Origin of the sequence: Rhodocytophaga aerolata, from assembly GCF_030503435.1 — a bacterium.
In the GTDB taxonomy this organism is placed as follows: domain Bacteria; phylum Bacteroidota; class Bacteroidia; order Cytophagales; family 172606-1; genus Rhodocytophaga; species Rhodocytophaga aerolata.
The window spans coordinates 331,751-356,222 of sequence record NZ_JAUKPO010000005.1 but is presented as its reverse complement, the minus strand read 5'-3'; the positions used below and the strand labels follow the sequence as shown (position 1 = coordinate 356,222).

General features: G+C 41.4%; 25 protein-coding genes and 1 tRNA gene. 19 read left to right on the top strand and 7 right to left on the bottom strand.

What is annotated here, in order from left to right; all coding sequences use genetic code 11:
- Window positions 1–38: 38 nt before the first annotated feature.
- Window positions 39–815, top strand: coding sequence for a hypothetical protein (locus tag Q0590_RS12060; protein ID WP_302037794.1), 777 nt, complete (start codon window positions 39–41; stop codon window positions 813–815).
- Window positions 816–1,026: 211 nt separating this feature from the next.
- Here Q0590_RS12060 and Q0590_RS12055 read toward each other — a convergent pair whose 3' ends face one another.
- Window positions 1,027–1,971 (bottom strand): LysR family transcriptional regulator, encoded by a 945-nt coding sequence (locus Q0590_RS12055; RefSeq protein WP_302037793.1) that lies wholly within the window; start codon window positions 1,969–1,971, stop codon window positions 1,027–1,029.
- Window positions 1,972–2,241: 270 nt separating this feature from the next.
- Between Q0590_RS12055 and Q0590_RS12050 the strand changes: the two genes are divergently transcribed.
- The 10 genes from Q0590_RS12050 to Q0590_RS12005 all read left to right on the top strand — a co-directional run bounded on the left by Q0590_RS12050 (window position 2,242) and on the right by Q0590_RS12005 (window position 9,399).
- Window positions 2,242–3,258, top strand: coding sequence for a sodium-dependent bicarbonate transport family permease (locus tag Q0590_RS12050; RefSeq protein WP_302037792.1), 1,017 nt, complete (start codon window positions 2,242–2,244; stop codon window positions 3,256–3,258).
- A gap of 18 nt (window positions 3,259–3,276) precedes the next feature.
- On the top strand, window positions 3,277–3,555 hold the full coding sequence (locus Q0590_RS12045; RefSeq protein WP_302037791.1) for a hypothetical protein: 279 nt from the start codon (window positions 3,277–3,279) through the stop codon (window positions 3,553–3,555).
- 187 nt (window positions 3,556–3,742) lie between these two features.
- The gene (locus tag Q0590_RS12040; RefSeq protein ID WP_302037790.1) at window positions 3,743–5,218 is read left to right on the top strand and encodes an NADP-dependent isocitrate dehydrogenase; all 1,476 of its coding nucleotides are present in this window, start codon (window positions 3,743–3,745) and stop codon (window positions 5,216–5,218) included.
- A gap of 624 nt (window positions 5,219–5,842) precedes the next feature.
- A complete protein-coding gene (locus Q0590_RS12035; RefSeq protein WP_302037789.1) occupies window positions 5,843–6,061 on the top strand; it encodes an alpha/beta hydrolase in 219 nt (72 codons plus the stop codon).
- A gap of 32 nt (window positions 6,062–6,093) precedes the next feature.
- Window positions 6,094–7,188, top strand: a complete 1,095-nt coding sequence (locus Q0590_RS12030) for an NAD(P)-dependent alcohol dehydrogenase (RefSeq protein WP_302037788.1) — start codon at window positions 6,094–6,096, stop codon at window positions 7,186–7,188.
- Between the two features lie 96 nt (window positions 7,189–7,284).
- Window positions 7,285–8,064 carry an SDR family NAD(P)-dependent oxidoreductase gene (locus Q0590_RS12025; protein ID WP_302037787.1) on the top strand — a complete coding sequence of 260 codons (780 nt, stop codon included), beginning with the start codon at window positions 7,285–7,287 and terminating at the stop codon, window positions 8,062–8,064.
- Between the two features lie 139 nt (window positions 8,065–8,203).
- Window positions 8,204–8,599 (top strand): (R)-mandelonitrile lyase, encoded by a 396-nt coding sequence (locus Q0590_RS12020; RefSeq protein WP_302037786.1) that lies wholly within the window; start codon window positions 8,204–8,206, stop codon window positions 8,597–8,599.
- A 124-nt stretch (window positions 8,600–8,723) separates the two neighbouring features.
- Window positions 8,724–8,921, top strand: coding sequence for a hypothetical protein (locus tag Q0590_RS12015; protein WP_302037785.1), 198 nt, complete (start codon window positions 8,724–8,726; stop codon window positions 8,919–8,921).
- Window positions 8,922–8,929: 8 nt separating this feature from the next.
- Window positions 8,930–9,127, top strand: a complete 198-nt coding sequence (locus Q0590_RS12010; protein ID WP_302037784.1) for a hypothetical protein — start codon at window positions 8,930–8,932, stop codon at window positions 9,125–9,127.
- Between the two features lie 14 nt (window positions 9,128–9,141).
- Window positions 9,142–9,399, top strand: coding sequence for a hypothetical protein (locus tag Q0590_RS12005; RefSeq protein WP_302037783.1), 258 nt, complete (start codon window positions 9,142–9,144; stop codon window positions 9,397–9,399).
- A 284-nt stretch (window positions 9,400–9,683) separates the two neighbouring features.
- On the opposite strand, the gene Q0590_RS12000 is transcribed toward Q0590_RS12005, so the two are convergent.
- The 4 genes from Q0590_RS12000 to Q0590_RS11985 form a co-directional block, all read right to left on the bottom strand.
- Window positions 9,684–9,757, bottom strand: a tRNA-Pro gene (locus Q0590_RS12000).
- 578 nt (window positions 9,758–10,335) lie between these two features.
- Window positions 10,336–11,763: an FGGY-family carbohydrate kinase gene (locus tag Q0590_RS11995; protein ID WP_302037782.1), complete on the bottom strand. Its 1,428-nt coding sequence runs from the start codon at window positions 11,761–11,763 to the stop codon at window positions 10,336–10,338.
- Window positions 11,764–12,054: 291 nt separating this feature from the next.
- Window positions 12,055–12,966, bottom strand: coding sequence for an SMP-30/gluconolactonase/LRE family protein (locus Q0590_RS11990; protein ID WP_302037781.1), 912 nt, complete (start codon window positions 12,964–12,966; stop codon window positions 12,055–12,057).
- Window positions 12,967–12,982: 16 nt separating this feature from the next.
- Window positions 12,983–13,450, bottom strand: a complete 468-nt coding sequence (locus Q0590_RS11985; RefSeq protein ID WP_302037780.1) for an HAD family hydrolase — start codon at window positions 13,448–13,450, stop codon at window positions 12,983–12,985.
- 353 nt (window positions 13,451–13,803) lie between these two features.
- Here Q0590_RS11985 and Q0590_RS11980 point away from each other — a divergent pair, with 353 nt between their 5' ends.
- Window positions 13,804–15,921: a hypothetical protein gene (locus Q0590_RS11980; RefSeq protein ID WP_302037779.1), complete on the top strand. Its 2,118-nt coding sequence runs from the start codon at window positions 13,804–13,806 to the stop codon at window positions 15,919–15,921.
- 57 nt (window positions 15,922–15,978) lie between these two features.
- Here the strand turns inward: Q0590_RS11980 and Q0590_RS11975 are convergent, their stop codons facing one another.
- Window positions 15,979–16,191, bottom strand: coding sequence for a hypothetical protein (locus tag Q0590_RS11975; RefSeq protein ID WP_302037778.1), 213 nt, complete (start codon window positions 16,189–16,191; stop codon window positions 15,979–15,981).
- A gap of 143 nt (window positions 16,192–16,334) precedes the next feature.
- On the opposite strand from Q0590_RS11975, the gene Q0590_RS11970 reads away from it, so the two are divergent.
- On the top strand, window positions 16,335–17,306 hold the full coding sequence (locus tag Q0590_RS11970; RefSeq protein ID WP_302037777.1) for an aldo/keto reductase: 972 nt from the start codon (window positions 16,335–16,337) through the stop codon (window positions 17,304–17,306).
- A 938-nt stretch (window positions 17,307–18,244) separates the two neighbouring features.
- Here the strand turns inward: Q0590_RS11970 and Q0590_RS11965 are convergent.
- The gene (locus Q0590_RS11965; protein WP_302037776.1) at window positions 18,245–19,219 is read right to left on the bottom strand and encodes a zinc dependent phospholipase C family protein; all 975 of its coding nucleotides are present in this window, start codon (window positions 19,217–19,219) and stop codon (window positions 18,245–18,247) included.
- Window positions 19,220–19,352: 133 nt separating this feature from the next.
- Between Q0590_RS11965 and rpsT the strand changes: the two genes are divergently transcribed.
- The 6 genes from rpsT to Q0590_RS11935 all read left to right on the top strand — a co-directional run bounded on the left by rpsT (window position 19,353) and on the right by Q0590_RS11935 (window position 24,455).
- The gene (gene rpsT, locus Q0590_RS11960; RefSeq protein ID WP_302037775.1) at window positions 19,353–19,607 is read left to right on the top strand and encodes a 30S ribosomal protein S20; all 255 of its coding nucleotides are present in this window, start codon (window positions 19,353–19,355) and stop codon (window positions 19,605–19,607) included.
- Between the two features lie 141 nt (window positions 19,608–19,748).
- Complete coding sequence (gene radC / locus Q0590_RS11955) at window positions 19,749–20,453, top strand: RadC family protein (protein WP_302037828.1); 705 nt, start codon at window positions 19,749–19,751, stop codon at window positions 20,451–20,453.
- Between the two features lie 88 nt (window positions 20,454–20,541).
- Window positions 20,542–21,168: a DUF1684 domain-containing protein gene (locus Q0590_RS11950; RefSeq protein ID WP_302037774.1), complete on the top strand. Its 627-nt coding sequence runs from the start codon at window positions 20,542–20,544 to the stop codon at window positions 21,166–21,168.
- Window positions 21,169–21,357: 189 nt separating this feature from the next.
- On the top strand, window positions 21,358–23,772 hold the full coding sequence (pheT, locus tag Q0590_RS11945) for a phenylalanine--tRNA ligase subunit beta (RefSeq protein WP_302037773.1): 2,415 nt from the start codon (window positions 21,358–21,360) through the stop codon (window positions 23,770–23,772).
- Window positions 23,773–23,822: 50 nt separating this feature from the next.
- On the top strand, window positions 23,823–24,158 hold the full coding sequence (locus Q0590_RS11940; RefSeq protein WP_302037772.1) for a hypothetical protein: 336 nt from the start codon (window positions 23,823–23,825) through the stop codon (window positions 24,156–24,158).
- A 12-nt stretch (window positions 24,159–24,170) separates the two neighbouring features.
- Entirely contained in the window at window positions 24,171–24,455 is a 285-nt protein-coding gene (locus tag Q0590_RS11935) for a cell division protein ZapA (protein WP_302037771.1), read from the top strand.
- Window positions 24,456–24,472: the final 17 nt, after the last annotated feature.

Below are 24,472 nucleotides of genomic sequence, written 5' to 3'. Positions count from 1 at the left end.
CCAATAAAAGTTACTGTCTTCAACTACTTGCAAAAAATATGGAAGGGCTCATCACCACACTTTCTTCAAAGTATTTCCCTAAGAAGAATTTGCAAAAAGTAGTAGCAAGCGAAGAGTTCTGGTTTCCCGGCCGTTGGGTAGGAGCAGTCTCGCTACTCATTTCACCCTTGCTGTTGCTAGCCGGTGCTTTGCTTCGCTTTCGGTTCCACTTCTTTTTTCCTCAACAGCTACAGGCTTTTGATCAATATCCTATCCTGATGCAAACCTCCTATAGCCTTTTTCTGGCAGGTAATCTGTTTTTGTGGCCGGCTATTCTCACATTAACTCACTTAATAGGTAAAGTTAAACCTGCTTGGGGCTTATGGGGAGGTACTATGGTTATACTTGGGTTATTTGCCCGTACATTTCATGCAGGCATTGATCACATGGCTTTTCAACTGGTAGATAATTTACACCTGGAGGCGGCTACTAAATTAGTAGCTAGTTCTTATGGAGCTTTCCATATTGTGTCAGCCCTCTCTGCCTGCATTTTCTTTGGCTGGATAGTATTAGCCATTGGGGCTTACCTGTCAGGTATATTTGGATGGTTTTCCTCCATTGCGTTAGCTTCAATGGCTGCCTTGATGATGGGTGTGCTTAAAGGCAGTTCATGGGTTTCACTATTGGCAATTTGCGGACTCTGTCTGGCACTGCTACCCCTGGGAATTCAATTGCTATGGGCCAAGCCCAGACCTACCAAAAAATCCTTGCTGAAATGGTCTTTGTTGATGATAACTTTAGTCTCCTTTCTTTTCTTTTCGGGACAGCTAGGGTAATCTGGAAGATAATCTTATCAGGATACCTTTACTTGAACCTGGTTGTTAGTAAGCAAACACTTTATTGAATTAACGTAGTGTTATTTTTCCCTTTTGAAACGGGTGTTTTGTTCTTAAGGAAATTTTTCATTACACATTAGTTGGCAGATTTTATCCGGCTGATACTAACATCAGTTCATCATCAGTTTTTTACAGGTAAGTACCATCAGCCTTAACTAACTTGATTAAGGTACTGCTTAGCCCAGGCAAAGTGCGCATCCCACACCGACACTTTGTTCTCTCGGATAGAAGCCAGAAAGGCCTGGCTGGCTGGTGAAAATTTCTTTCCTTTTAACCATATTAACCGCCAGTGGGCATAGAGTGGAAACCCTTTTAGGGGCAGCAGTTTTACATCTCCTGTTTGCAGTTCTGTACGTAAACTGTAGATCGATAAGACAGAAGCTCCTAATCCGGCAATAACTGCCTGTTTGATGGCTTCCGTAGAGCTGAGTTCCAGTTTTATAGATGGGCGGACAGATACTTTGCTCATGTATTCTTCCATCACAATTCTGGTGGCAGATCCATTCTCCCTGTACAAAATAGGGATGTCTTTCAACAGGGATATGTCGCCGGCCTTCTCCGTTGGCTTACCTACGAATTCCCTTCCGGCTACCAGCCAGAGTGCATTGGGCATAAGTAATTCCTCTTCTACCTCCAGGTGGTCGGGCAGGATAGATACCAGGGCAAAATCAGTTTTATTCTCCTGCATGGCATTCAGTACTTCTCTGCGGTTAGTAACGTCCATTTCCAGTTCCACAGTGGGGTATTTCTTGTAGAAGGGAGCTAGGTAATAGGGCATAATGTACTTCCCGGTAGACACGATTGAAAATTTGATCTTGCCTGTCAGCAGCCCTTTTCTTGCCAGCATTTGCTGGCTGATCTGATCGGTGCTGGCAAGTATGGAACTAGCAATGGTCACCAGTTCTCTCCCAAATTCAGTAATATATAACTTCCTGCCTATTGTCTCTGTGAGAGGAATATCAAATTGATCCTGCAAGTTCTTTAGCTGAATAGATACCGCTGGTTGCGTCATGTGCAGCTGTTCGGAGGCACGGGTAATGCTACTATACTTGGCTACAACCGTAAATATCTTTAACTGATGAAGGGTATAATGCATAAATATTTGTTTATGTATATCATAACAAATATAAATAAAAATATATGAATAAGGTTCTATAGTTTTGAGAAAAAAACTATGACTCAGATGATACTAACCCCGGCAACCAAATCCACCCTTGTACAGCCCTTAAAAGATCGATGGGACTATTGGCATGTAGTTAAAAGCCATTCCAAGCATGATAGGCATAACCACATTAGCCAATAATAGGTAGCAGGCTACCAATCCATTCCCATTTACATTCACTCTTTCTCAAGTATAGCTCAACACATGGACTTAGGTTTATTTGTCAGTAATTTAACAAATCCTACCCTTCTGTTTTTTGGTTTGGGAATTCTGGCTGCTACCTTAAAAAGCGACCTGGAAATTCCGGCAGCCAGCATTAAATTTATCTCCCTCTACCTGCTGCTTTCTATCGGCTTTAAAGGAGGGCAGGAACTGGCACACAGTACATTTACTCTGGAAATTTTGTATGCTATTCTGTTCGGGTTAGTAATTGCCTTCCTGGTGCCCTTGTACACATTTTATCTACTCAGAAGGCGGCTGGGAGTGGCCGATGCAGGAGCTATTGCCGCTGCCTACGGATCGGTGAGTGCGGTAACCTTTGTAGCAGCTGCCTCTTTTCTGGAAACGTATCAGCATACCTTTAGCGGATATATGGTGGCAGTTATGGCATTTATGGAATCACCTGCCATTATCATCGCCGTTTTTCTGATAAATAAATATGATAAGCCGGAAACTGGGGAGGTAAACATAAGCAAAGTTCTGGGCCATTCTTTTACAAACGGAAGCGTGGTTCTGATCCTGGGAAGCCTGCTGATCGGGTATCTGGCAGATGCCAAACAAGCAGAAGGAATCAAACCATTCACTACTGATATATTCAAAGGATTTCTGGCTATTTTCCTCCTGGAAATGGGCATGGTTACAGCCAGGCGCTTCTCCTCATTCCGGAAATATGGCTGGTATCTGCCCTTGTTTGGTATGCTGGTTGCTGCCTGCAACGGCTGTCTGGTAGCACTTACCAGCATTATGGTAACCAGTGACCCTGGTACCCGCTTTATGTTTGCCATCCTGGCTGCCGGGGCTTCGTATATTGCTGTGCCTGCCGCTATGCGCATGGCTGCACCTAAAGCCGATCCTGGACTGTATATTCCCATGGCTCTGGGCGTTGCCTTCCCCTTTAATATATCTATCGGCATGGTGCTGTACTGGTTTATCATTCAAACAGATGTCTCAGGACGTCTTTCTTCTCAGCTATCTCAACTACTGGCTTATCTACCTTTCTAATCTAACCCACGAACGAGTATGATCACTTATTTTCAATTCCTGCTGCTTTCCCTGCAACAAAAAAAACAGTATCTCACCGAGAAGGCAACCTTTCTGTTGAGTTATACAACCCATGCAAATGAGCTTCACTTGTATGCGGTGAACGATTTTTTTGTTGAAATGCATCTAAATGAACAAAAGCAAGTCACAGAAATTATTTCTTTTAAAGGGCTCAACCGGCTTGAGCAACATATAGAGCAGGTTAGCCTAGCCCAGCTACATGGATTAGGCGTAATTGGAGGCCATTCAGAGAAATAAAACAGCCCCTGCTAAGAAGGCAACTCGCAAAGGAAATAAAGGATGCCGGTAAGCTTGTTTATGGCTACATGTTGAATACTTACCTGCTTAATAACGCATTTTCTGCGACACACAGGCCATCCTTAGCCGGACAGATTCGAATTAACAAACCCTGAGTAACAGTAAAATTTAACCTGATCAAATACATATGCTGCAAAAAACACCCATCACAGTTGCCTATGGAGATGGCATAGGACCTGAAATTATGGAGGCTACCCTCCGCATACTAGATGCTGCCGGAGCGGCTATTTCTCCGGAAGTGATTGAAATCGGAGAAAAAGTATACTTGCAAGGCAATACCTCCGGAATTGACCAAAAGGCATGGAGTTCCCTGAGAAAAACAAAAGTTTTCCTGAAAGCCCCTATAACCACCCCGCTGGGAACTGGCTACAAAAGCCTGAATGTTACCATCCGGAAGACGTTAGGACTATTTGCCAATGTACGGCCCTGTTTGTCATTACATCCATTTGTTGCTACGAAGCATCCTAAATTAGACGTGGTAATTATCCGGGAGAATGAAGAAGATGTATATGCCGGTATTGAGCATCAGCAGTCAGCAGATGTCGTGCAATGCCTCAAACTAATTACCCGCCCGGGGTGCGAGAAGATAATCCGCTATGCTTTTGAATATGCCAGAGCCTATGGCAGGAAAAAGGTAACCTGCCTGACAAAAAACAACATCATGAAACTTACCGATGGGTTGTTTTATCAGGTGTTCCAGGAAATAGGTGCGCACTATCCGGAAATAGCAAAAGAGCATCAGATCATAGATATCGGGGCAGCCCTGCTGGCTGATAAACCAGAGAAGTATGATGTAGTAGTTACTTTGAACCTGTATGGAGATATTATTTCGGATATTGTGGCACAAATTGCCGGTTCTGTGGGTTTTGCCGGCTCAGCAAATATTGGCGACCATTGCACCATGTTTGAGGCCATTCATGGATCTGCTCCCGATATTGCCGGTAAAAACATAGCCAACCCATCCGGCTTATTGCAAGGTGCCATTATGATGCTTATGCATATCGGGCAACGGGAAGTAGCCAGTACTATTCAAAATGCCTGGCTTGCCACCCTTGAAAATGGTATCCATACAGCGGATATTTACCGGCCAGGTATAAGTAAGCTCAACGTAGGCACACAGCAGTTTGCAGATGCAGTGATAGAGAATCTGAATAAATATCCAACACTTCTTCCAAGAAGTAATTCCGGCAGTGCCACCGCCAGATCTTTTGTAATCCCTAGGTATAAAAGACCTGTGAGCCACAAACAACTGGTGGGATCAGATATTTTTATTTGCCATGACCAGATTTCTCCTGAGGAGTTAGGCACCAGGCTTTCGGCACTAACACCAGAGGGGCTGAAGTTAAAGATGATTACCAACCGGGGCGTAAAAGTGTATCCGCAGGGGCACGAAGAAACCTTCTGTACGGATCACTGGAGATGCCGGTTTGTAGCAGCAGAAACCCTCACAGAAAAAGAAGAGCCGAGCTATGCTTCAATAGAATTTCCGAAGCTGCTTTCGCTGCAAAAAGCCATTGCCGCCGCCGGTTTTGAAATTATTAAAACAGAAAACCTTTATACATTTAACGGAGAAAGGGGCTTTTCCTTAGGCCAGGGAGAATAAAAACTCAGCCTTGCAGGTGTCATTCCAAGCTTATTTAGCCACTAACAGCTTATGCATGTACGAGCTTATCATCTATAGATGTGTACTGAAGTTTGTTGGAGTATAATTACGCTATCTGTTGCTTTTATAGACAAGGGCATGCATGAAACAGCTGCTTATTCTGTTATGTAGAACTTTAGTTTTTACATTAGGGGCTACTGAATGAAGTTATCACCTGACTACATGCATCACAAAAAAATTAAGGGAGCTTACGGGCTCCCTTATACATATTTTCTGTTTATTGTTTTCACTTGGAAATGAGTGTTGCAAAAATACAGGAAAAAAACAACGCTAATTTCAGTATACTTTTAACCTAAACCTTTAAACCAGTATGAATCTGATTTTGGCTTTTATGGAAGAAATTGAAAAGAGTAACCCAGTCTTTTAAAAAATATTTCACGGTAAATAAGTGCACCCCATTCTATGAATCAAAAGTTTTAGATCCATTCTTTAAAAAGCTGCCTTCTTCTATTTGTTTGCACTTTCTTCTTGAAGGGTTTAGTTTTTATGAAAAAATTTGAAACCCTTATTGATTAGTTTGATTTTCTTTACCCTCAGCTGCATGGGTAGAAAAACCTTTGCAGCATGTCTCATCAGGAACATTCCCGCTACTTCAGTGAAGATGCATACAAGCAAGGCGCCCAACCAAAAGAGCTGTATATCGTTCCTAATGCCAGTCACGTTGATTTATACGACAGAATGGACGTAATCCCATTAGATAAGTTAACCTCCTTCTTTACCCGGTATTTAAAAAAAGCAGCACCAAAAGAAAAAAGCCATGAAGTGGTTGGTGCAAACCAGTAGAAATTTAACCTAGAAATTAAAAACTTATGACTATGGAAACAGAAAGCCCAACAGCAGAAAAAACAAGTGCGATCAAAGCGAAAGAGGCAAAAGCATTTGGTACAGAGGCAGCAGAAGCTCCTTTGCACCAATTATCTATTAAGCGAAGAAATCCGACACCACATGACGTGGAAATTGAAATATTGTATTGTGGGGTTTGCCACTCCGACCTGCATACAGTAAGAAACGAATGGCACGGAACCATTTACCCTTGTGTGCCAGGCCATGAAATTGTGGGAAGAGTTGTCAGCGTAGGAAGTCACGTCTCAAAATTTAAAGCAGGTGATCTGGCGGCGGTAGGCTGCCTGGTAGATTCCTGCCGTGAATGCCAGTATTGCAAAGATGATCTGGAACAATATTGTGAAAAAGGAAATATCCAAACCTATAATTCTCCTGATAAATACCTGAGCACCCAAACTTATGGCGGCTATTCAGAAAGCATCGTGGTGGATGAAGCTTTTGTTTTGCGGGTACCCGAGAATCTCGACCTGGCAGCTACCGCTCCATTATTGTGTGCAGGTATCACTACATATTCACCGCTGAAACACTGGAAAGTAGGTCCGGGCAAAAAAGTGGGTGTGGTTGGTTTGGGTGGTTTGGGGCATATGGGCGTTAAATTAGCAAAAGCCATGGGAGCGGAGGTAATTGTATTTACTACATCCCCTTCCAAGGTGGAAGATGCCAAACGTCTTGGTGCAGATGATGTAGCGCTGTCAAAAGATGAACAGCAAATGCAACGCTATGCAGGCAAGCTACATTTTGTGTTGGATGCCGTGTCCGCACAGCACGATATTAATGCTTATTTAAACTTGTTACGCGTGGATGGTTCACTGGCTTTGGTTGGAGCTCCGGAACATCCGCTGCCGGTGGCTGCATTCAGTCTTATCCCTTCCAGGAGAAGCTTTGCCGGCTCTATGATTGGCGGCATCGCCGAAACACAGGAAATGCTTGATTTCTGTGGCAAACACAACATTGTTTCAGATATTGAGATGATTAATATCGGGCAAATCAATGAAGCTTATGACCGTCTGTTGAAGGGGGGTGTCAAATACCGCTTTGTGATTGATATGGCTTCGCTGAAAAAATAGAGAGCAATGAATACGAAAGAAGTAAGTCAGCAGAGTACGGAGTGAAGCAGTAGAAACAACATACTTTTTATAAGTGATCTGTTAAAATAGTCATGTATGGCAAGCGTATTTATTACCGGTTCGGCGGATGGTCTTGGGCAACTGGCAGCAAAGGCATTCATTCAGCAGGGACATCAGGTAGTGCTTCATGCCCGCAATGCAGCGCGGGGAAAACAGGCGTTAGAGAACGTACCTGGTGCAGCCAATGTACTCATAGCTGACCTATCCAGTATGGAGGAAACCAAAGTATTGGCCTCCAAAGCCAATGCTTTGGGTATTTTCGATGCAGTCATTCACAATGCCGGTGTGTATCAGGTAGCCAGAAATAGTGTAGGTGCAGAAGGTTTGCCCTTAGTGTTTACTGTCAATAGTCTGGCACCTTATATACTAACCTGTTTAATGCACAGGCCGAAACGGCTCATCTACCTAAGTTCAGGTATGCATCGCCAGGGTAATCCTAATTTGGATAATTTACCAGTCGGCACACGAAAGGGAAGCAGCCATATAAGCTATTCTGATACCAAACTTCATGATGTAATTCTGACTATGGCTGTGGCACGTAAATGGGCAGATGTATATGCCAATGCCGTGAACCCTGGCTGGGTACCCACCAGAATGGGTGGGGCCGGAGCCCCTGACAATCTGGAGAAAGGTTTTGAGACACAGGTATGGCTGGCGGTAAGCAATGATCCTGAGGCCAGAGTTAGTGGTCACTATTTCCACCATAAGAGACAGGAGCATTATCTGTCAGCAGCTAAGGATATTTCTATACAAGAGAAATTCCTTGCCCTGTGTGAACAGATTACAGGCGTACGGCTCGAAGAGGGCAATTCCTGAGACAGGATAGAAACAGTTTTTAACAACGGGAAAGGTAAATTATGCCTGGCAGAACTCCTTTCTCATGCCTGTGCCAACAGGAAAATAATGTAAGAGCAAATTGTAAAATTGAAATTGCCAAAAGTAATAACCATATTCTATGGAAATAACAAGAGTTGGTTCACAGCCTTCAGGCAAAGGACCACAAGACTGGTTCACCGGTGCCGTACGGATAGATCCCTTGTTTGCGGCCAATGAATACAGACGGGCAGCAGCCGCCAGTGTTACATTTGAACCCGGTGCCAGAACTGCCTGGCACACGCATCCCTTAGGCCAAACCCTGATTGTAACAGCCGGTTGTGGGTGGGCACAACGGGAAGGAGGCCCTGTTGAAGAGATTCATCCGGGTGATGTAGTATGGTTTTCTCCGGGAGAAAAACACTGGCATGGGGCTACCGCAACAACCGGGATGACCCATATTGCCATTCAGGAAAATCTCAATGGAAAAGTCGTCGATTGGATGGAGAAAGTTTCAGAGGAACAGTACCACAAATAACTTATTTGATGGGTTTTGCGCTACCAGAATCTGGGTTAAAATCCTTTTATAAAATTGTACCCGGAGAATACAAGGCAAGCGATCAGTAGATGAAAAATTAGTGAAGCTAATCAAGAAAATGCTTGTGAAGTTGACCCAAATTAACCTGCAGGAGCGTTTTACGTATGTGGCGCATTTGTATCATAGCAATCGCAATCTTCTGAACGAATTATATACGCTGGTGACCGCTGATACCAAGCTAAGCCATGATTTAGTGGTAGCCACTTTATACCGGTTGAATGTGAATTCTGTTGACTTTTTACTTATGTTACTGCCAGAATAGAGAATGAGATGGCTAGCCAACCAAGCAGTGAAGACAAACTAGCGCTACTCTATTATTTCCAGAAAATGTATAGGCAACGTTTAGTTAAAACGCATGTAGGCTATCAGAAGGGATTGATTTCTATTAAAGAGCAAGTGCTCAACTGGCTAAAAGAAGAAATTTATTTCTTGAAAAAATATCTCCAAAAAATCAATTACCTGACGTAGAAGAGAAAACTAAGGTGCATAAAATTTCTACCCGGCTATCTGTTTCACAGGTAGCTTATGTGCTGAAGGTTATGCATGAACTAGGGCTAATTACAGCTAAAAGTCAGTGGGATATGTTCCGGTTTGTACAGGAGAACATCAGCAGTAAAAAAACAGATACTATTTATGCCCATCGCCTGAATAACAAATATTATAATGTAGAGGGTGCCACTAAAACCTCCATAAAAGAGCTTTTACTCAGAATGCTTCACCACATAAATACATATAAGTGAACTAAGTAAGATCAGCTGCCGATCATTCCTGGTGAAGCAAATCCTCACAGCCATTGGCTTCTAATACCTCAAACAAACTCTTTAGACAGCAGTATCCAAACCCTTCCATTTTTTTAACTTTAATGTATAGGAGCTCGGTTTTCTCATTGAAACATGATGTGGTTATTGAAACACAACTGAAACAATATAGCAAAAAAGTCGAATCAAAGCAAATGCGTAAAAATGCAAAAACCGCCTAAATCATACGATTTAAGCGGTTTTGATACCCTTTGATTGATTAAAAGTCGGGGTGGCGGGATTTGAACCCACGACCCCTTGCACCCCATGCAAGTACGCTACCAGGCTGCGCTACACCCCGATCTTGATTTATTTGCAATAATACTTAAAAAATAAATTATGTAAATACTAACTTAATATAAATTATGCGCTCTATCTTATCATTATTTACTTAGCGAACTTTCTTACCCCTTAAGGGCAACTGTTGCTGCGCTGATTTTTATATCCCGACTATAAGCAACGGCTGTAGCTGAAGCAGCGAGCATTGAACCGACCGGAAAGCAGAACAGTTAGCCATTAACGAAATTAAACATTATCACTAATTTCTCCACAGATTTTCTAACTAGTAGTAAAGTGTCAGCTGAAGTTTTACAGCATCAGATGCACCCATGAAACCCAGCTTGCTACAGATGCTCTATTGCCCGGAAGTAATCCTGAAAATAAACCGGCTGCGCGTACTCCGTGGATAGTAAACAAAAGACCCATCATAAACTCGGCGCCTGCTGTATACTCTTCGGCAAGCATTCCCCAGAGATTTCGTGTACTTTTTAACTTATTTGACGGAACTAGCTCATTTCCGAATTCATCAATCTGATCAAACTACTTATTTAGTTTTTGTTTTATAGATCCAGGACAAATTGTACATGCGGAGGGTATTCCTTATAAGATTTCATATTGAAGGATAGCAATGTCTTTCTGAGGAGCAAAGTGTGTAAATTTAAATAAAGTTTGAATTGGTTTAAGGTTATTCCAACAGTCGTGTAGGAGCAGGGCTGCTCCTAATGCACTGGCTTCCGACATAGAAGCGGTGTATACTTCTATTTCCGGAAAGCGGCTTGCCAGAAGTTGAATAAAAATTTCATTCTCACAAAAGCCTCCAGTGATGTATATCTTTTTTATGGGGATACTACCCATAATAGCCTCTAAAGACATTGCTTGTAGTACAACCAGATCTATATTAAGCTGATGATAGGCCTCTTCATAGCTACTGAACAAAGACAAATCCACTGCCCTATGTTTCCTGAAAGAAGATGAATTCGTGGCCTCCATAGGCTGAGGAAAAAACTTTTTCCGGCTGTTGTTCTGGAAAATAAGTTGCTGAACGAGGTTTTTGTCAAATTTTACTGTTTGGTGGTAATGTTTATTTTTGTTAAAATAAGTAGCCATTTTTTTCTCAAAGTACGCATACTCATATCCCAGAAAAAGCCTGGAAGCTTTAACGGGCCTGCCGTTGGCACTCATATAGGCCAGACAGTCTTTGCTCAATTCTGCACTGGTTAACGGATCGTCGTTATACGGATTGAAGGTGACATTCCAGGTACCGGTAGATAAGAGCATAAAAGGCTCACCCACAGTAATGGAATAGGGTAGTAAAGCGGCAGAATCATCATGTATGCCTATGCCGGCACAGAACTTATACTTTCCTAATGGAATATCCATTCTGGTATAGGTAGAGCTGATAGAGGGAAATAACTTTACCAGATCTTCCTGCCTGGCCCAGCTGTGATAGTCCTTTTTGTAGAAATTCCACAAAGTGGAGTGGCATCCCAGACTGGTCATCTCTGTAAAGGCTTTGTTGGTAAACAGGTAACTGCAGTATTGAGGTAAGTGTAACGAATGTTTTATTTTTTTAAAAATGCCAGGTTTGTGGTATTTCAGCCAGTAAAGTTGCAAGCCCGCGTTTAACATGCCCAATGGAGGAGAGGCTGTTTCGGTAGCAATGGTTTCTTTAGTACCATATTTTTCGTAGAAGGTATGCAACAATGATTCCGGATACTTTTTAAGATAAGAATACAGATCTGTTACCGGATAGCCCCGTTTATCTAAATGTACAAAACTGGCTCCATAGGCTGAAAAATTTAAGGCTCTTATATGAAAGCGTTGATCAAACAGCGCATCGTCGAGGGTTTGCTTCATCCAGGAGGTTAAGGCAGGCAAATTTTCACAAGGTTCGCCGTCTTCATCCAAGGATATATCAAGGACAGTGCTTGTTTCATATACGACATTGTATTCTCTGTCAAATAGCAAAAACTTTTTGTTTGTCTTGCCAATGTCGAATATGGCTATGACTGGCACACCAGTTCTCATAAGCAATATAGTTTAGTAGCTATCTTCCGGTTCTGAACAGCTGATTGTTTATTAAAATAGCTTTGAAACAATAAAGACAACTTCTTGTATTAATAAAACTTCTCTAATTACTATAATAACTTTGTTTAATAGTATAATTTCTAAATATAATTATAAATGTAACGCAAAACAACACTTTTCGCCATAAGATTTTATTTGTCCATTTTTGATTTATTGAATACAGAGTTACCAGAAGTGCTAACTCATTGCTAAAGAAGGGGTGGTTTATCTGTAGCTTACCTGTAAATTTTACTAGCCTTTAAATTCATAAGCAAGTACACCCTGCACTGGCATTGCGGATACTCTAAATAAAGCTCCGGCTAGTGGTTCTTTCTGTAGTTGCTCCTCCTTCATATTCTCCCGGCAGGTAGTGATATATAAGTCATTCAACTTTTCGCCTCCAAAAGCACAGGAGGTAGGCTGGCTAACCGGCAACGTAACAGATTGCATTTTTTTGCCAGTATACGGATTCCACCGTGCTACTTGTGCGCCACCATAATGGGCTATCCAGAGCATATTTTCGGCATCTATAGTCATTCCATCCGGCGAGCCTTCTTCCTTTGGGACAGTAATAGCTACTCTGCGGTTACTGATCTTTCCGGTTTGCAGATCATAGTCATAGGCCGCTATTTCTAGAGTAGGCGTATCTATATAGTAAAAGGTTTTATGGTCAGAACTCCAGACCAAGCCATTAGAGATGGTTACCTGCTCTATCACTTTTTCCACCCTAAGGTCGGTGTGGAGGCAGTAAAGGCTGCCAGCACCCGTTGATTGTTTTAAAGACATGGTTCCGGCCCAGAACCGTCCGGCTGGGTCACATTTACCATCGTTGAAACGGTTGCCGGGCAGGTGTGCTTCCGGATTGCTAATAGGCGTTAGTTTTCCGGTAGCAGGATTTAGGCTGGAAAATCCATTCTTTACAGCAAGCAGTAATTCACCGCTATGCCTGGGAACTACGGTGCCTACGTATTGCCCTACATCACTTGTATGGGTTTGTCCATTAGCAGGATTGTAACTATGCACGAAGCCTTGCATAATATCTACCCAGTAGAGTAGTTTGCTGCGGCTGTCCCAGATGGCTCCTTCACCTAAAATTGCTTTTGCGTCTACTACCACTTCAACTTTCAACTGATTGAGTGAAGAACTGTTACTTAAATGGTTCATGGGGAATGCCGTTTGGTTAGGTGTATTTTATAGAATAGCCACTACACATTTGTTTTACTTTGTCTACCCAGTTGGTATCTTCAGGTTTTATCCAGATCATGTTGAAATTATATTTGGCTGCTTCAACCTGTACGCCTTCCTGATCGTCTACCAGCATATCAATTCCGAAAGCAGGCGGATATTTGGAGCAGTAAATATGTTCATTGCGTACCTTTTTGTTATGAATCTGCTGATTTACAACACCGTCTATTCGGATGCCATAAAGCAGAAATAGCCATTTAATTGAAGAAGGATTGCGTAAAGATGTAGTATAGATCCAGATCTCATTGTTCTGGCTTTTCAGATACTTCATCAGTTCGATAGTGCCTTCGCGGAGTGGCTCCCATCCGCAGAGATCCATTAAAGGTTTAGGAAACCGCCTTACAGTGGGAAATTCGCCACCGCAGGGAATTAAGGTATTATCTAGGTCAAAGGCTATGCGCATCGGTTTAGGTTTATGCAGGCAATTTAAAATGTATTAATTTGTTCATTATTCTGAGCCAACTGGAATAAATAACTGGCATGGTCAAATAGCTAATATGTACATTTATTCTTAAAGAACGATGCAGGACTCATAAAAAAATCTTTGTTGCCTGCTACTAAAGAGCCGGGTTGTTTGAGCAAGGATAAAACCAAATCCTTTCTTTTGTCTATTTTTGTGGAAAATGTTGAACAGCAGAGGCAATCTGAATGGTAAGCAATCGTTCACTTACAAACCAATATTGAATTTAGCCAGTCTGCATAGACTTTACTCAGACTTACATTACCTCAATTATATCTTTATTTTTTGATTTATTTATGCGATATATTAATTTGTTTTTACTGGTTTTTTTGTTCATTCATACTGCTTTCGGGCAGGGGGCAACAGCAACTAAACCAAAACTGGATATCTATAAAATAACGGTAAACGACAAAGCACAGAAAGAGGGAATCCAGGGAATATCTTTGTTTTTCAGCTGCGAGTATAATTTTTCAGCTGCCGAGTACACCGGTATGAAAAACGGAGAAGGCAAAAACCTGTTCACTTTTTATGCAAGCCTGGTAAACAAAGGCACCAACGAAACATTTTATAACGGCCTAAACTACAAACAGTATAACAAAGCCAGTAACACCGTAGCCATGCATGTATCGGAAGAACATGCCTATGACCCACAGAATAAAGCACAAGGCCGCCGCAATACTGGCATTGAATTATTTATACCCTATTATCACCTGGATTTACCGGAAGGTACTACGCCTATAAAATTATATATTGGGGCTATTCCCGGCAAAGGCAATCCTTTCGACAGAGTTTATAACCAGGATATTACGTTAACCAAACCAGCCGCTTCTTTTATCAGCATTACTCCCAAGCAGATTACGATAACTGATAAGGCAGGCAAAAAATACGAAGCCCAAAGCCTGGAACAGGATTTTGCTGTTGCACCAGGTAGCAATAAGGCGAAAAAAGATATAAATGCCAGTGGAAATGTAGTATTAAATACTCCCTTTTCATTTTTGTATGTAGAAGGGGATGCCCTCCGGTTGAAAGTGCAAAAAAGTACTAGTAAAGGATTGGTAGCTACTAAGAAGGTACGGGCTTTGCGTGCCGCCGGAGGCCAGGTCATAACTAATTTCGACAATAAAACTGCTCTGGAAGGAGAGTGGACTCTGGACCCTAAGCAAAAAACGCTTACGTTAAAAAATGAAGCACTGCAGATAGTAGCTGACATAAGCCGTACCAAAGTACCGGCAGTGCGCATCACCGATTTTGCCGTTAATCCACATGCCACACACGAAGGGGTTGCTGGTGCAATGCTTACATTTGCCTATAATGCCCAGGCTGCTCCCAATACGCCAGCTGTAGCTGCCGTACCTGTTTATACTACGGCTACTGGTTCAGCTAATTTCCTGAATGGTGGCCTAGTTGTATCCGGCAAGGCCGAAATCGATTCAGCCGGTGCAGTTATATTGCCCTATAATACTCCCGGAAAAGTTTCGGTTTTCTATCCATCTTTTAACCTGTTGCTGCATCATCCGGAAATCCGGCAGGAAAATCCCAGTGAGTTTGCGTTGCAAGTAAAATTGCATAACAGTGAGGGACTTATTACGCAGAAGCAGATAAAACAGAATTTGCCGGTAAGTGTGGTGCAGGATGCCAAGATAGCGGCTGTGGTAAAAGCCGTGGATACTGTATATAATAACTCCAGGGGGCTTGTTGTCCATATTCCCTACCAGTTACCAAAGCTTTACACAGATATGCTTCCCAATAGTCTTATTATTCAGCTGGCTGAAGCATCAGCTAAAGAAACCCGTGGCGCTGATCTGCTGAAAAACATGACCTTGATAAATAAGAATGTGGAAAAAGCTGCTGATGCAGGCAATAAAAAAGGCGTTTCTTTCCAGATTTCAAAGCCTGTCAGCTCTATAGATTTGTTTATGCCTTATACAGACCTGAACCGTCAGGAGAAAGCGCCAGTAGCGTTTGCTGTGAAAACATTGGTAGTAAAGGAGGGTACGCCGCCGGTTGAAGTAGGCACTAGTAACTCAGCCATCCGGTTTGAGCTCGATAATAAAAAGCTGCGCTTTGTAACGTTGGGCATTTCAAATATCCGCCTCAAAAAAGCCGATACCGGTGATATTATGTGGCGAATCAGCTCAGCAGACCGAGTGCTCTATCAATCGGCGATGATTCCGGCAAATAAGAATATTGATAATTTATACACGCACACCTATTACATACATGAGGACGATAAAGTGATTGTCGAAATGTTGAAAGGTAAAAGCGCTGCTGATGCAAAAGTAGCTATGAAGTGGGAAAAGCCGGTAAAAGAACTAACTGGCAGCGAAGTGCTGGAACTAGATCCAGGTAAATTACCCAATAATACCGACGACGGCGATACCAAGACAGTGACCATTATGTATTCCATCCAGTAAATGCAGGCGAGGGCCACACAAAAGGATTACACGGCGGTGTAATCCTTTTTTATTGTGCTACTGTTCAGACTTATTTATTATATCTCCAGCTTCATTCTGCCAGATAGTGTTGTTGCGGGCAATTCTGTATTTCTCCAGTAAGAACTTAAACAGATACACTAACCCTGCCAGTAAACTCAAGCAGACAATACTAATGAGAAGATCCAATCCGGAGCCTCCAACCTTGGGAGTAGAGGTATAAACCTGGGTAATAACAAACAGACAGGTCATAATATATGGGTTGCTGATAGTCAATATAGAGATAAAATAATAAATTATCAATTTTTCCTTCGATTGAGTATATTGTGGCCCGTCTAAGCATGGCGGAAAATTTTATTTCAACATATAGTATACTCTTAACCTAACAAACACCTATGCAATACAGAAGATTTGGAAGAACAGGCTGGCATGTCAGTGAAATTGGCTATGGCATGTGGGGGCTGGCTGGCTGGACAGGCTCGGATGACCAAGAGTCCGAAAGATCCTTAGATGTAGCCGTAGAAATGGGCTGTAATTTTTTTGATACAGCCTGGGGCTATGGCAGCGGCAGGAGCGAACAAATTCTGGGAAAGTTACTGAAACGGCATCCGGAAAAAACATTGTACCTGGCAACAAAAATTCCACCGAAAAATTTTACATGGCCTTCTAGAAAAGGCTTCACCCTGGATGAATGTTTCCCCCCCGACCATATCCGGGAGTATACCGAAAAAAGCCTGAAAAACTTAAATGTAGAAACCATTGCCTTGCAGCAGTTCCATGTGTGGGAAGATAGCTGGGCCACCGATGAACGCTGGCAACGGACTGTAGAAGATTTGAAAAAAGAAGGAAAGATACAAGCAATGGGAATCAGTGTAAACCGCTGGGAACCGGAAAATTGCCTCGAAAGCCTGAAAACCGGCCTTATAGATGCTGTGCAAGTGATTTATAATATATTTGACCAGGCTCCTGAGGATGAACTTTTTCCGCTATGCCAGAAACTCGACATTGGCATTATAGCCCGTGTTCCTTTCGATGAAGGCACACTTACCGGAAATCTGACAAAAGATACCACATTTCCCAAAGACGACTGGCGAAGTACCTATTTTGTTCCGGAAAACCTGCAGTCCAGTGTGGAACATGCAGACCAGTTAAAACCATTGGTCCCCAGTGGAATGACTATGCCAGAAATGGCTCTCCGGTTTATTCTTAGTAATCAACATGTACATACCACTATACCAGGCATGCGAAAATTGAATCATGTTAAGTCTAATGTGAGTACAAGTGATGGCAAAGGTTTGCCTGAAGATTTACTAAAAAAGTTGAAAGAGCACAGATGGGACCGTCAGCCTAACAGCTGGTCGCAATAAGTTGTGTCGCTTGCAGTGCTAATAAAAGGAGTATTTTTATAGAGTATGATAGATATAATGTACCAGTTTCCGGTATACTGTTAAAAAAAATAAATAGGGCTCTATACAATAATTGCGATTAAATCAAGTTTACTAGATAGCTTATAAAAAACAGGTTTAGGATATTGGCAAGACTGACTTTTAAGTTTGAATAGTATCCGGCTGTTAGCTAATAAAAAAACTCCCTAATCAAGCACATTTATTATGTTTGAAAGCATCTGTTTAGCAGTTGTTAATCCGTAATAAATGAGTTTAACTGAATTTATCAGGAATTATTGTGCTTGTGTAGGATATTTGTGGTTATTGTAGAAAAAAAGTCTGAGTAGATGAGCTGCTACCTAGCGTCAGTAGTTTGTGGGTAGGAAAAAGCAGCATACTTAACTTTAAAGGGTAAAAGCTTGAGTAAGGAAAATCAAGGATTTGGATTTTATCTGGATGATGATTAGCCTATTTTTGCAAACAGATTCTCGTTTGTATATTTACGCCACATATACAAAATAAAAACCTCCACCAGAGGTAGAGGCCTTTATAAATATACACTTTTTGCATTATGTAGTCACCTACACAACTGAAAAAAATACTGCAATATTCGTTCCAAGCATGTATTTTCTGAAAAAATTATTAATGTTTTTTTATGAAGAAAGCCTTTGTTTTAAACAAAGGCTTTTTGATTTCAATGCCTATCGAAAGGAATGTTTCATAGTATGTTGATTATCAGAATGGTTACCGAAACGAAAAAAAAGATTGTACATTCTAAAGTTTTTTCAACTATTTTTTCATCTTACAGAATGCGGGTATAAAGCATTTACCCTGTGTACAGATTTAGAAAAATAGGTTTACAAACATCCATAGCCAAGCTGAGGTATCAGTAACTACTAGTTGATTTTGTAGCTTTCTCTCTACTCAACTTCATGCGGACGGGTTAGAATATGTCTCTTTTCCCATTGGAGTTTCTCTTCGGCTATCTCTTCTAAATCTTCCTTAGAGAAGGTAAAGGTTAACAGGCTGTTTAAATCTGGTTGGCCAGCGTCTACCCAGCTTGTATACCATAAATCACTTACCAGCTTGATAGAGGCTTTTAATCTTCTTTCTACCTGACCTGCTAGCATGGTGTGGTAGGCTTTACAAAAGGCTTTAGAATATACCTTTGTTGTTATGTTTCCCCGCTGCTCAAAGCTATATTTTTTATCTTCGGGAAAACGCGACGTTAACTCTTTTTCGAATCGCAAAACAGAATCCAGGGCTTGATGCGAACTCATGACCGCTTGCCAGGCGGCTTCCAGAGGATTGTCAATATAGGTAGCTGTACCAGTAAAGTAATCATAATCATCCGAGAATATTTCCGGCAGACGAGATTCCCACAATCCATGAATACCATGCTGGTTAGTAAGCTGGCCATTGTAGTTTTCAGTCGTATGCAATGGCACATGGGCATCGGCAATATAGTGGCCCAGGTCGGCTGATACCCGTAATATACGTTTAGCATCTTTTTGCAGGAAAGCTTCTGTGAGCTGGTATTTCATAAAATTGATCTGCCAGGGCACAATACCATAAGCCATTAAAGTATCTTCAGAATATACATCCACTGCTTCTTTCCAGCTGTGCGGTAAGGTAGAGCGTGTATCATCGCTGTAAACATCCAGATCGATATAATGCCTGGGGGCTTCACCAGCCACAGCATAGCGACGTTTATCCGGGTTTACGGCATTCTCTGTAATATACCGGATATGGTATTTATAAAAAGTGATCATTTCCGGAGGTAAGCAGAAAACAGCCAGGCGGTTAATCCGTTGATGAGCTAAAAATCCCCAAGCAAAACTTTCATACAGGCTACCTAATATTAACAAGCCCAACGTAAAAAATACTTTCTTCATTCTGATAAACAATGAGCTGAGCAAGCTAAATAAAACCTAAAAAGTAATTTTGCAATTATTATAAATTAGCTTACATTTGCACTCCTTTATAGGAATCAAGACTTTCAAGCATAGAATTATATTTACAAAAGAGATGGCAAATCATAAATCTGCATTAAAAAGAATAAGAGCTAACGAAGCTAAGCGTTTGAGAAATAAGTATCAGGCAAAAACTACCCGTACGTTCATCAAAAAGTTAACTACTACTACTGATAAGGCTGAAGCACAGGAGCTGTTCAAGAAAGTATCTTCGATGATTGACCGCCTGGCTAAAAAGAACATTATTCATAAAAATAATGCCGCTAACAAGAAATCTAAGCTTGCCAGACTGGTAAATAAGCTCGCTTAAGTATCTGTCTTGAAGATACGGTTCAGCCTTATGCCTCAACGCATAAGGTTTTTTTGTTTACATAAGTCTGTAAGTAGGGTATAAAGGTCAGCATAATATTACATGGGAAAAACGATTCCTGGGTTATGCATCAATTTGCACATGGAAACTGACAATTATACGCAGAGTTTGAAAATATTAAGCTGGGCAGAAGAAGACCGCCCACGAGAAAAATTACTGATGAAAGGCAAATCAGCCTTGTCGGATGCTGAACTGATAGGTATTTTAATTGGCTCTGGTACTATATCTATGAGTGCTGTGGATCTGGCCAAGATAATCCTGAACGATGTAAATAACAACCTCAACGAACTGGCTAAACTTTCGGTGAAAGATCTGCAAAAGTTCAAAGGAATTGGAGAAGCAAAAGCCATCAGTATTATGAGTGCACTGGAACTGGGCAGAAGGCGAAAAGAGAGTGATTTGCCTAAAAAATTACGTATTACTTCTTCTAAAGATGTATACGATATGATGGCGGCTAATCTGCTTGACTTACCACACGAAGAGTTTTGGGTATTGCTATTAAACCGGGCAAATGCTGTGATTAAGAAAGTACAGATTAGCGCAGGTGGAGTAGCCGGTACAGTGGCTGACCCAAAACTGATATTTAAAACAGCTCTGGAAAACCTGGCTAGCAGTATTATCTTGGTCCATAATCATCCCTCGGGCAACATGATGCCAAGCCAGGCAGATAAGGAACTTACCAAAAAGATGAAGGAAGCAGGTAAACTGCTGGATATTCCTGTACTGGATCATGTGATTTTTGCTGACAGAGTATTCTATAGCTTTGCCGACGAGGGTATCTTGTAAGGAAGATGTACTGAAAATAGTAGAGGCTTCGTTAGTAGATGAAGAGAAATATAAGCTGCATTTATTAGTTTCGTCTTAACTTGCCTGTATGAAAAAATCCAATGCTGTCTATTTTTTCGGAATCATTATAGCCGTTATTTTTATTCTCGTCTATACCTTTGCAGATACGTCGGCTAATGATTCGTATCTGGAGAAGCTCACTAAATTCCGGGCTGAGAAAGATAGATTCTTCCAAAGCTCAGAAGAATCCCCCTTTGAAGACAAAAAAAAGTTTACCAAACTCACTTACTTTGCTCCAGATCAGGCTTACCGGATTAAAGCAACGGTAGAGCCGATTAGAGATACAGCCAAGCTCAAATTACGGATGACTGGAGGCGAAGAAGAAAGTTTCGTTAGGTATGGGTACGCCTCTTTTAAACTTAAAGATCAGGAACACAAGGTGCTTTTGCTGCTAAAAATGGGAGAAGATGGAGAAGAAGATGGCTTGTTTCTGCCCTTTACTGATGAAACGAATGGCTTTGAAACCTATGGCGGGGGCCGTTACTTGGATCTGGAACTAGATAAAAATAATGAGTTGATGATAGATTTTAATTTTGCCTATAATCCTTTCTGTGCTTATAATCATAATTATACCTGTCCGGTTCCCCCTAAAGAAAACCATATTGGTATAAAGATTAATGCAGGCGAGAAGGATTATCCCCGGGATGATTCTTAACTGATCAAGTTTATCTCTACCAGGAGATTGAACCTTTGACGTATTACCAGGATTAGGTGATTACGTCAAAGGTTTTAATTTTGGTGCTAATAAAATAAATATCTTTCTTCGCCTACTTACTCAATAACCTTTTTTATTTTTGAGTTTAAAAAATGTTGCTGATTGGCAACTTTTATTAACATCTGTTTCATGAAGATATCATATAACTGGTTAAAGCAATATATACAAGTAGACGAAAGTGCACAGGAAATAGCAAATCTGCTAACCCGGTCGGGGCTAGAGGTAGAACATGTGGAGGGAGTAGAATCGATAAAAGGCGGGCTGCAAGGAATAGTGATAGGAGAGGTGCTTACCTGCAAAAAACATCCGGAAGCTGATAAGCTCAGTTTAACTACTGTAGATATTGGCAATGGCTCGGTGGTTCCTATTGTTTGTGGAGCCTCTAATGTAGCTGCCGGACAAAAAGTAGTGGTGGCGACAGTGGGTGCTACGTTATATCCTTCCGAAGGGGAACCATTAAAAATAAAAAAAGCCAAGATTCGTGGAGAGGTATCAGAAGGGATGATTTGTGCGGAAGATGAAATAGGCATAGGTACCTCACATGCCGGAATAATGGTGCTCCATACCGATCTGCCCAATGGAACGCCTGCTGCCAAATATTTTAACCTGGAGCCAGATTATGTATTGGAAATCGGCTTAACTCCCAACCGGGCTGATGCGGCCTCTCATATAGGCGTAGTGCGTGATTTAAAAGCCTTGCTTCACCGCGAATACCAACTGCCGTCGGTAGAGGCTTTTCATGTGCATCAAACAAGTGCTTCTATTGAAGTGATCGTAGAAAATACAGAAGCAGCGCCAAGATACTCTGGTGTAACCATTAGCAATCTTACAGTACAAGAGTCTCCCGAATGGCTAAAAAAACGGCTGCAGTCTATTGGCTTAACTCCCATTAACAATGTGGTGGATGTTACCAATTTTGTGCTGCACGAATTAGGGCAGCCCTTGCATGCATTTGATGCGGCAAAAATTACCGGCAATAAGGTAGTAGTAAAAACGCTATCTCCGGGAACCCCTTTTGTAACCTTAGACGGACAAGAAAGAAAGCTGCACGATACTGATCTGATGATCTGTAATGCAGAAGAACCTATGTGCATAGCTGGTGTTTTTGGAGGAATTAACTCAGGCGTTACTACAGAAACAAAAGCCATATTTCTGGAAAGTGCCTGCTTTAATCCAGTGTACATTCGCAAAACAAGCCAGCAACATAGCTTAAAAACGGATGCTTCCTTCCGGTTTGAACGGGGTACTGATCCGAATATTACCGTATATGCATTAAAACGGGCCGCTTTACTAATTGGAGAACTAGCAGGCGGGGTAGTTACTTCAGAAATTATAGACATTTATCCTCAGCCAGTAGCAAATTTTGAAGTAAACCTCCTCTACAAAAACGTTAACAGGCTTATTGGGAAGGTATTAGATAAGGACACCATTAAATCCATCCTTAGTAATCTGGATATTCACATTACTAGTGAAACAGATGCTGCACTGCAACTTAGTATTCCTCCTTACCGGGTAGATGTACAACGGGAAGCGGATGTGATAGAGGAAATCTTACGCATATATGGCTACGACAATATAGAAATTCCTGACCGTTTACATGCAGACTACCTGGCTGAATTTCCGTCAGTTGATAAAAACAAACTGCAATATAAAATTACGGCCTTGCTATCGGATAATGGCTATTATGAAATTATTACCAATTCTCTGACAAAGGCCATTTATACCGAGAAGTTTGCGTTTGTAGCTGCCGGGCAAAATGTAGAAATACTAAATAAACTGAGTGAAGACCTGGGCGTGATGCGCCAGACACTTCTGTTTTCAGGGCTAGAGGTGATGGCCTATAACAGCAACCGGCGCCAGAAAGAGCTGAAACTATTTGAATTTGGTACCACCTACTACAAAACTGAGGGTAAATACGTGGAAAAAAACCGGCTGGCTTTGTTCTTAGCAGGTGATAAGCAGGCTGAAAGCTGGCAGCAAAAAAGCAAATCTGTAAATTTTCATGATCTGCTTAGCACCGTGCAGAAGTTGTTGCAACGGATGCATGTAAAAAACATAGAAAGTAAAGATACCGAACTGGCAATATTCTCGTATGGGCTATGTTATAAAATAAACAACCGGGAGGTAGCTAACATAGGGCTGTTGCAACCATCTATCTGTAAATTTATGGATATGAAAGGGCAGGTATTTTATGCAGATATTGACTGGGATTATTTATTAAAACAATATTCAGGGAATCTGGAAGTAAAAGAAGTGCCCAAATACCCGGAAGTACGCAGGGATCTGTCTCTGGTAATTGATAAAAATATAAGTTTCCAGACCATCAGACAACTAGCTATGGCGAGTGAACGCCGCTTGCTTAAATCGGTAAATGTATTTGATGTATACGAGGGAGAAAACATAGGAAAAGAGAAAAAATCGTATTCGGTAAGTTTTATTCTGCAGGATGAAAACGCTACACTTACCGATGTAGTAATTGATAAAACGATGCAACGGTTAATGCAAGTGTTTGAAAAAGAGCTAAGTGCTGTTATTCGCAAATAAGAAAAAGTACGCTTTTATATACTTACAGTTAGTACAAACAAGGCAAAGCCATGAACCTAGAAGAAGCTATAACGAAATTTGAGATATTGGAAAGTAAAGCTTTACAGTTAATTGCTTTATCAGATCACCTGAAAGGCGAAGTGCAACGGCTTACCACGGAGAATGAACAGCTGAAAAGTACCGTTAAGAATCAGGCGGCAGAAATACGGTCGATTGGTAAAAAACAGGAAACATCGAAGAATGAAAATAATTTTCAAAATGTTTATAAAATTAGTAAACTTGTAAACTCAATACCTGCAGATTCGGAAGAAACTACAGATCTGAAATTAAAAATTGACGAATATATACAAGAGTTAACTAGATGCATTGCTCATCTGAGTAAATAAACATTTATTAGAATGGGAAACCTCTCGATAAAAATAAAAATTGCTGACCGTGAATATCCCATTAAAGCTCCGGCAAGTGAAGAGGCAAAGCTACGAAATGCCGGTAAAGCCATTAATGATAAGCTCAGACAATACAGAGCACAATTTGGAATAGATGATAAGCAAGATTTACTGGCAATGGTTGCTATTGATTGTATGGTTGAAAAAATACAGGCAGACGAAGATAAGCTGGGTGTAAATTCGGTGATCACAGACAAAATGGATCGCCTGGATCATCTGCTATCCTCTGCTTTGTAAAATTTAGCATTAGGTGA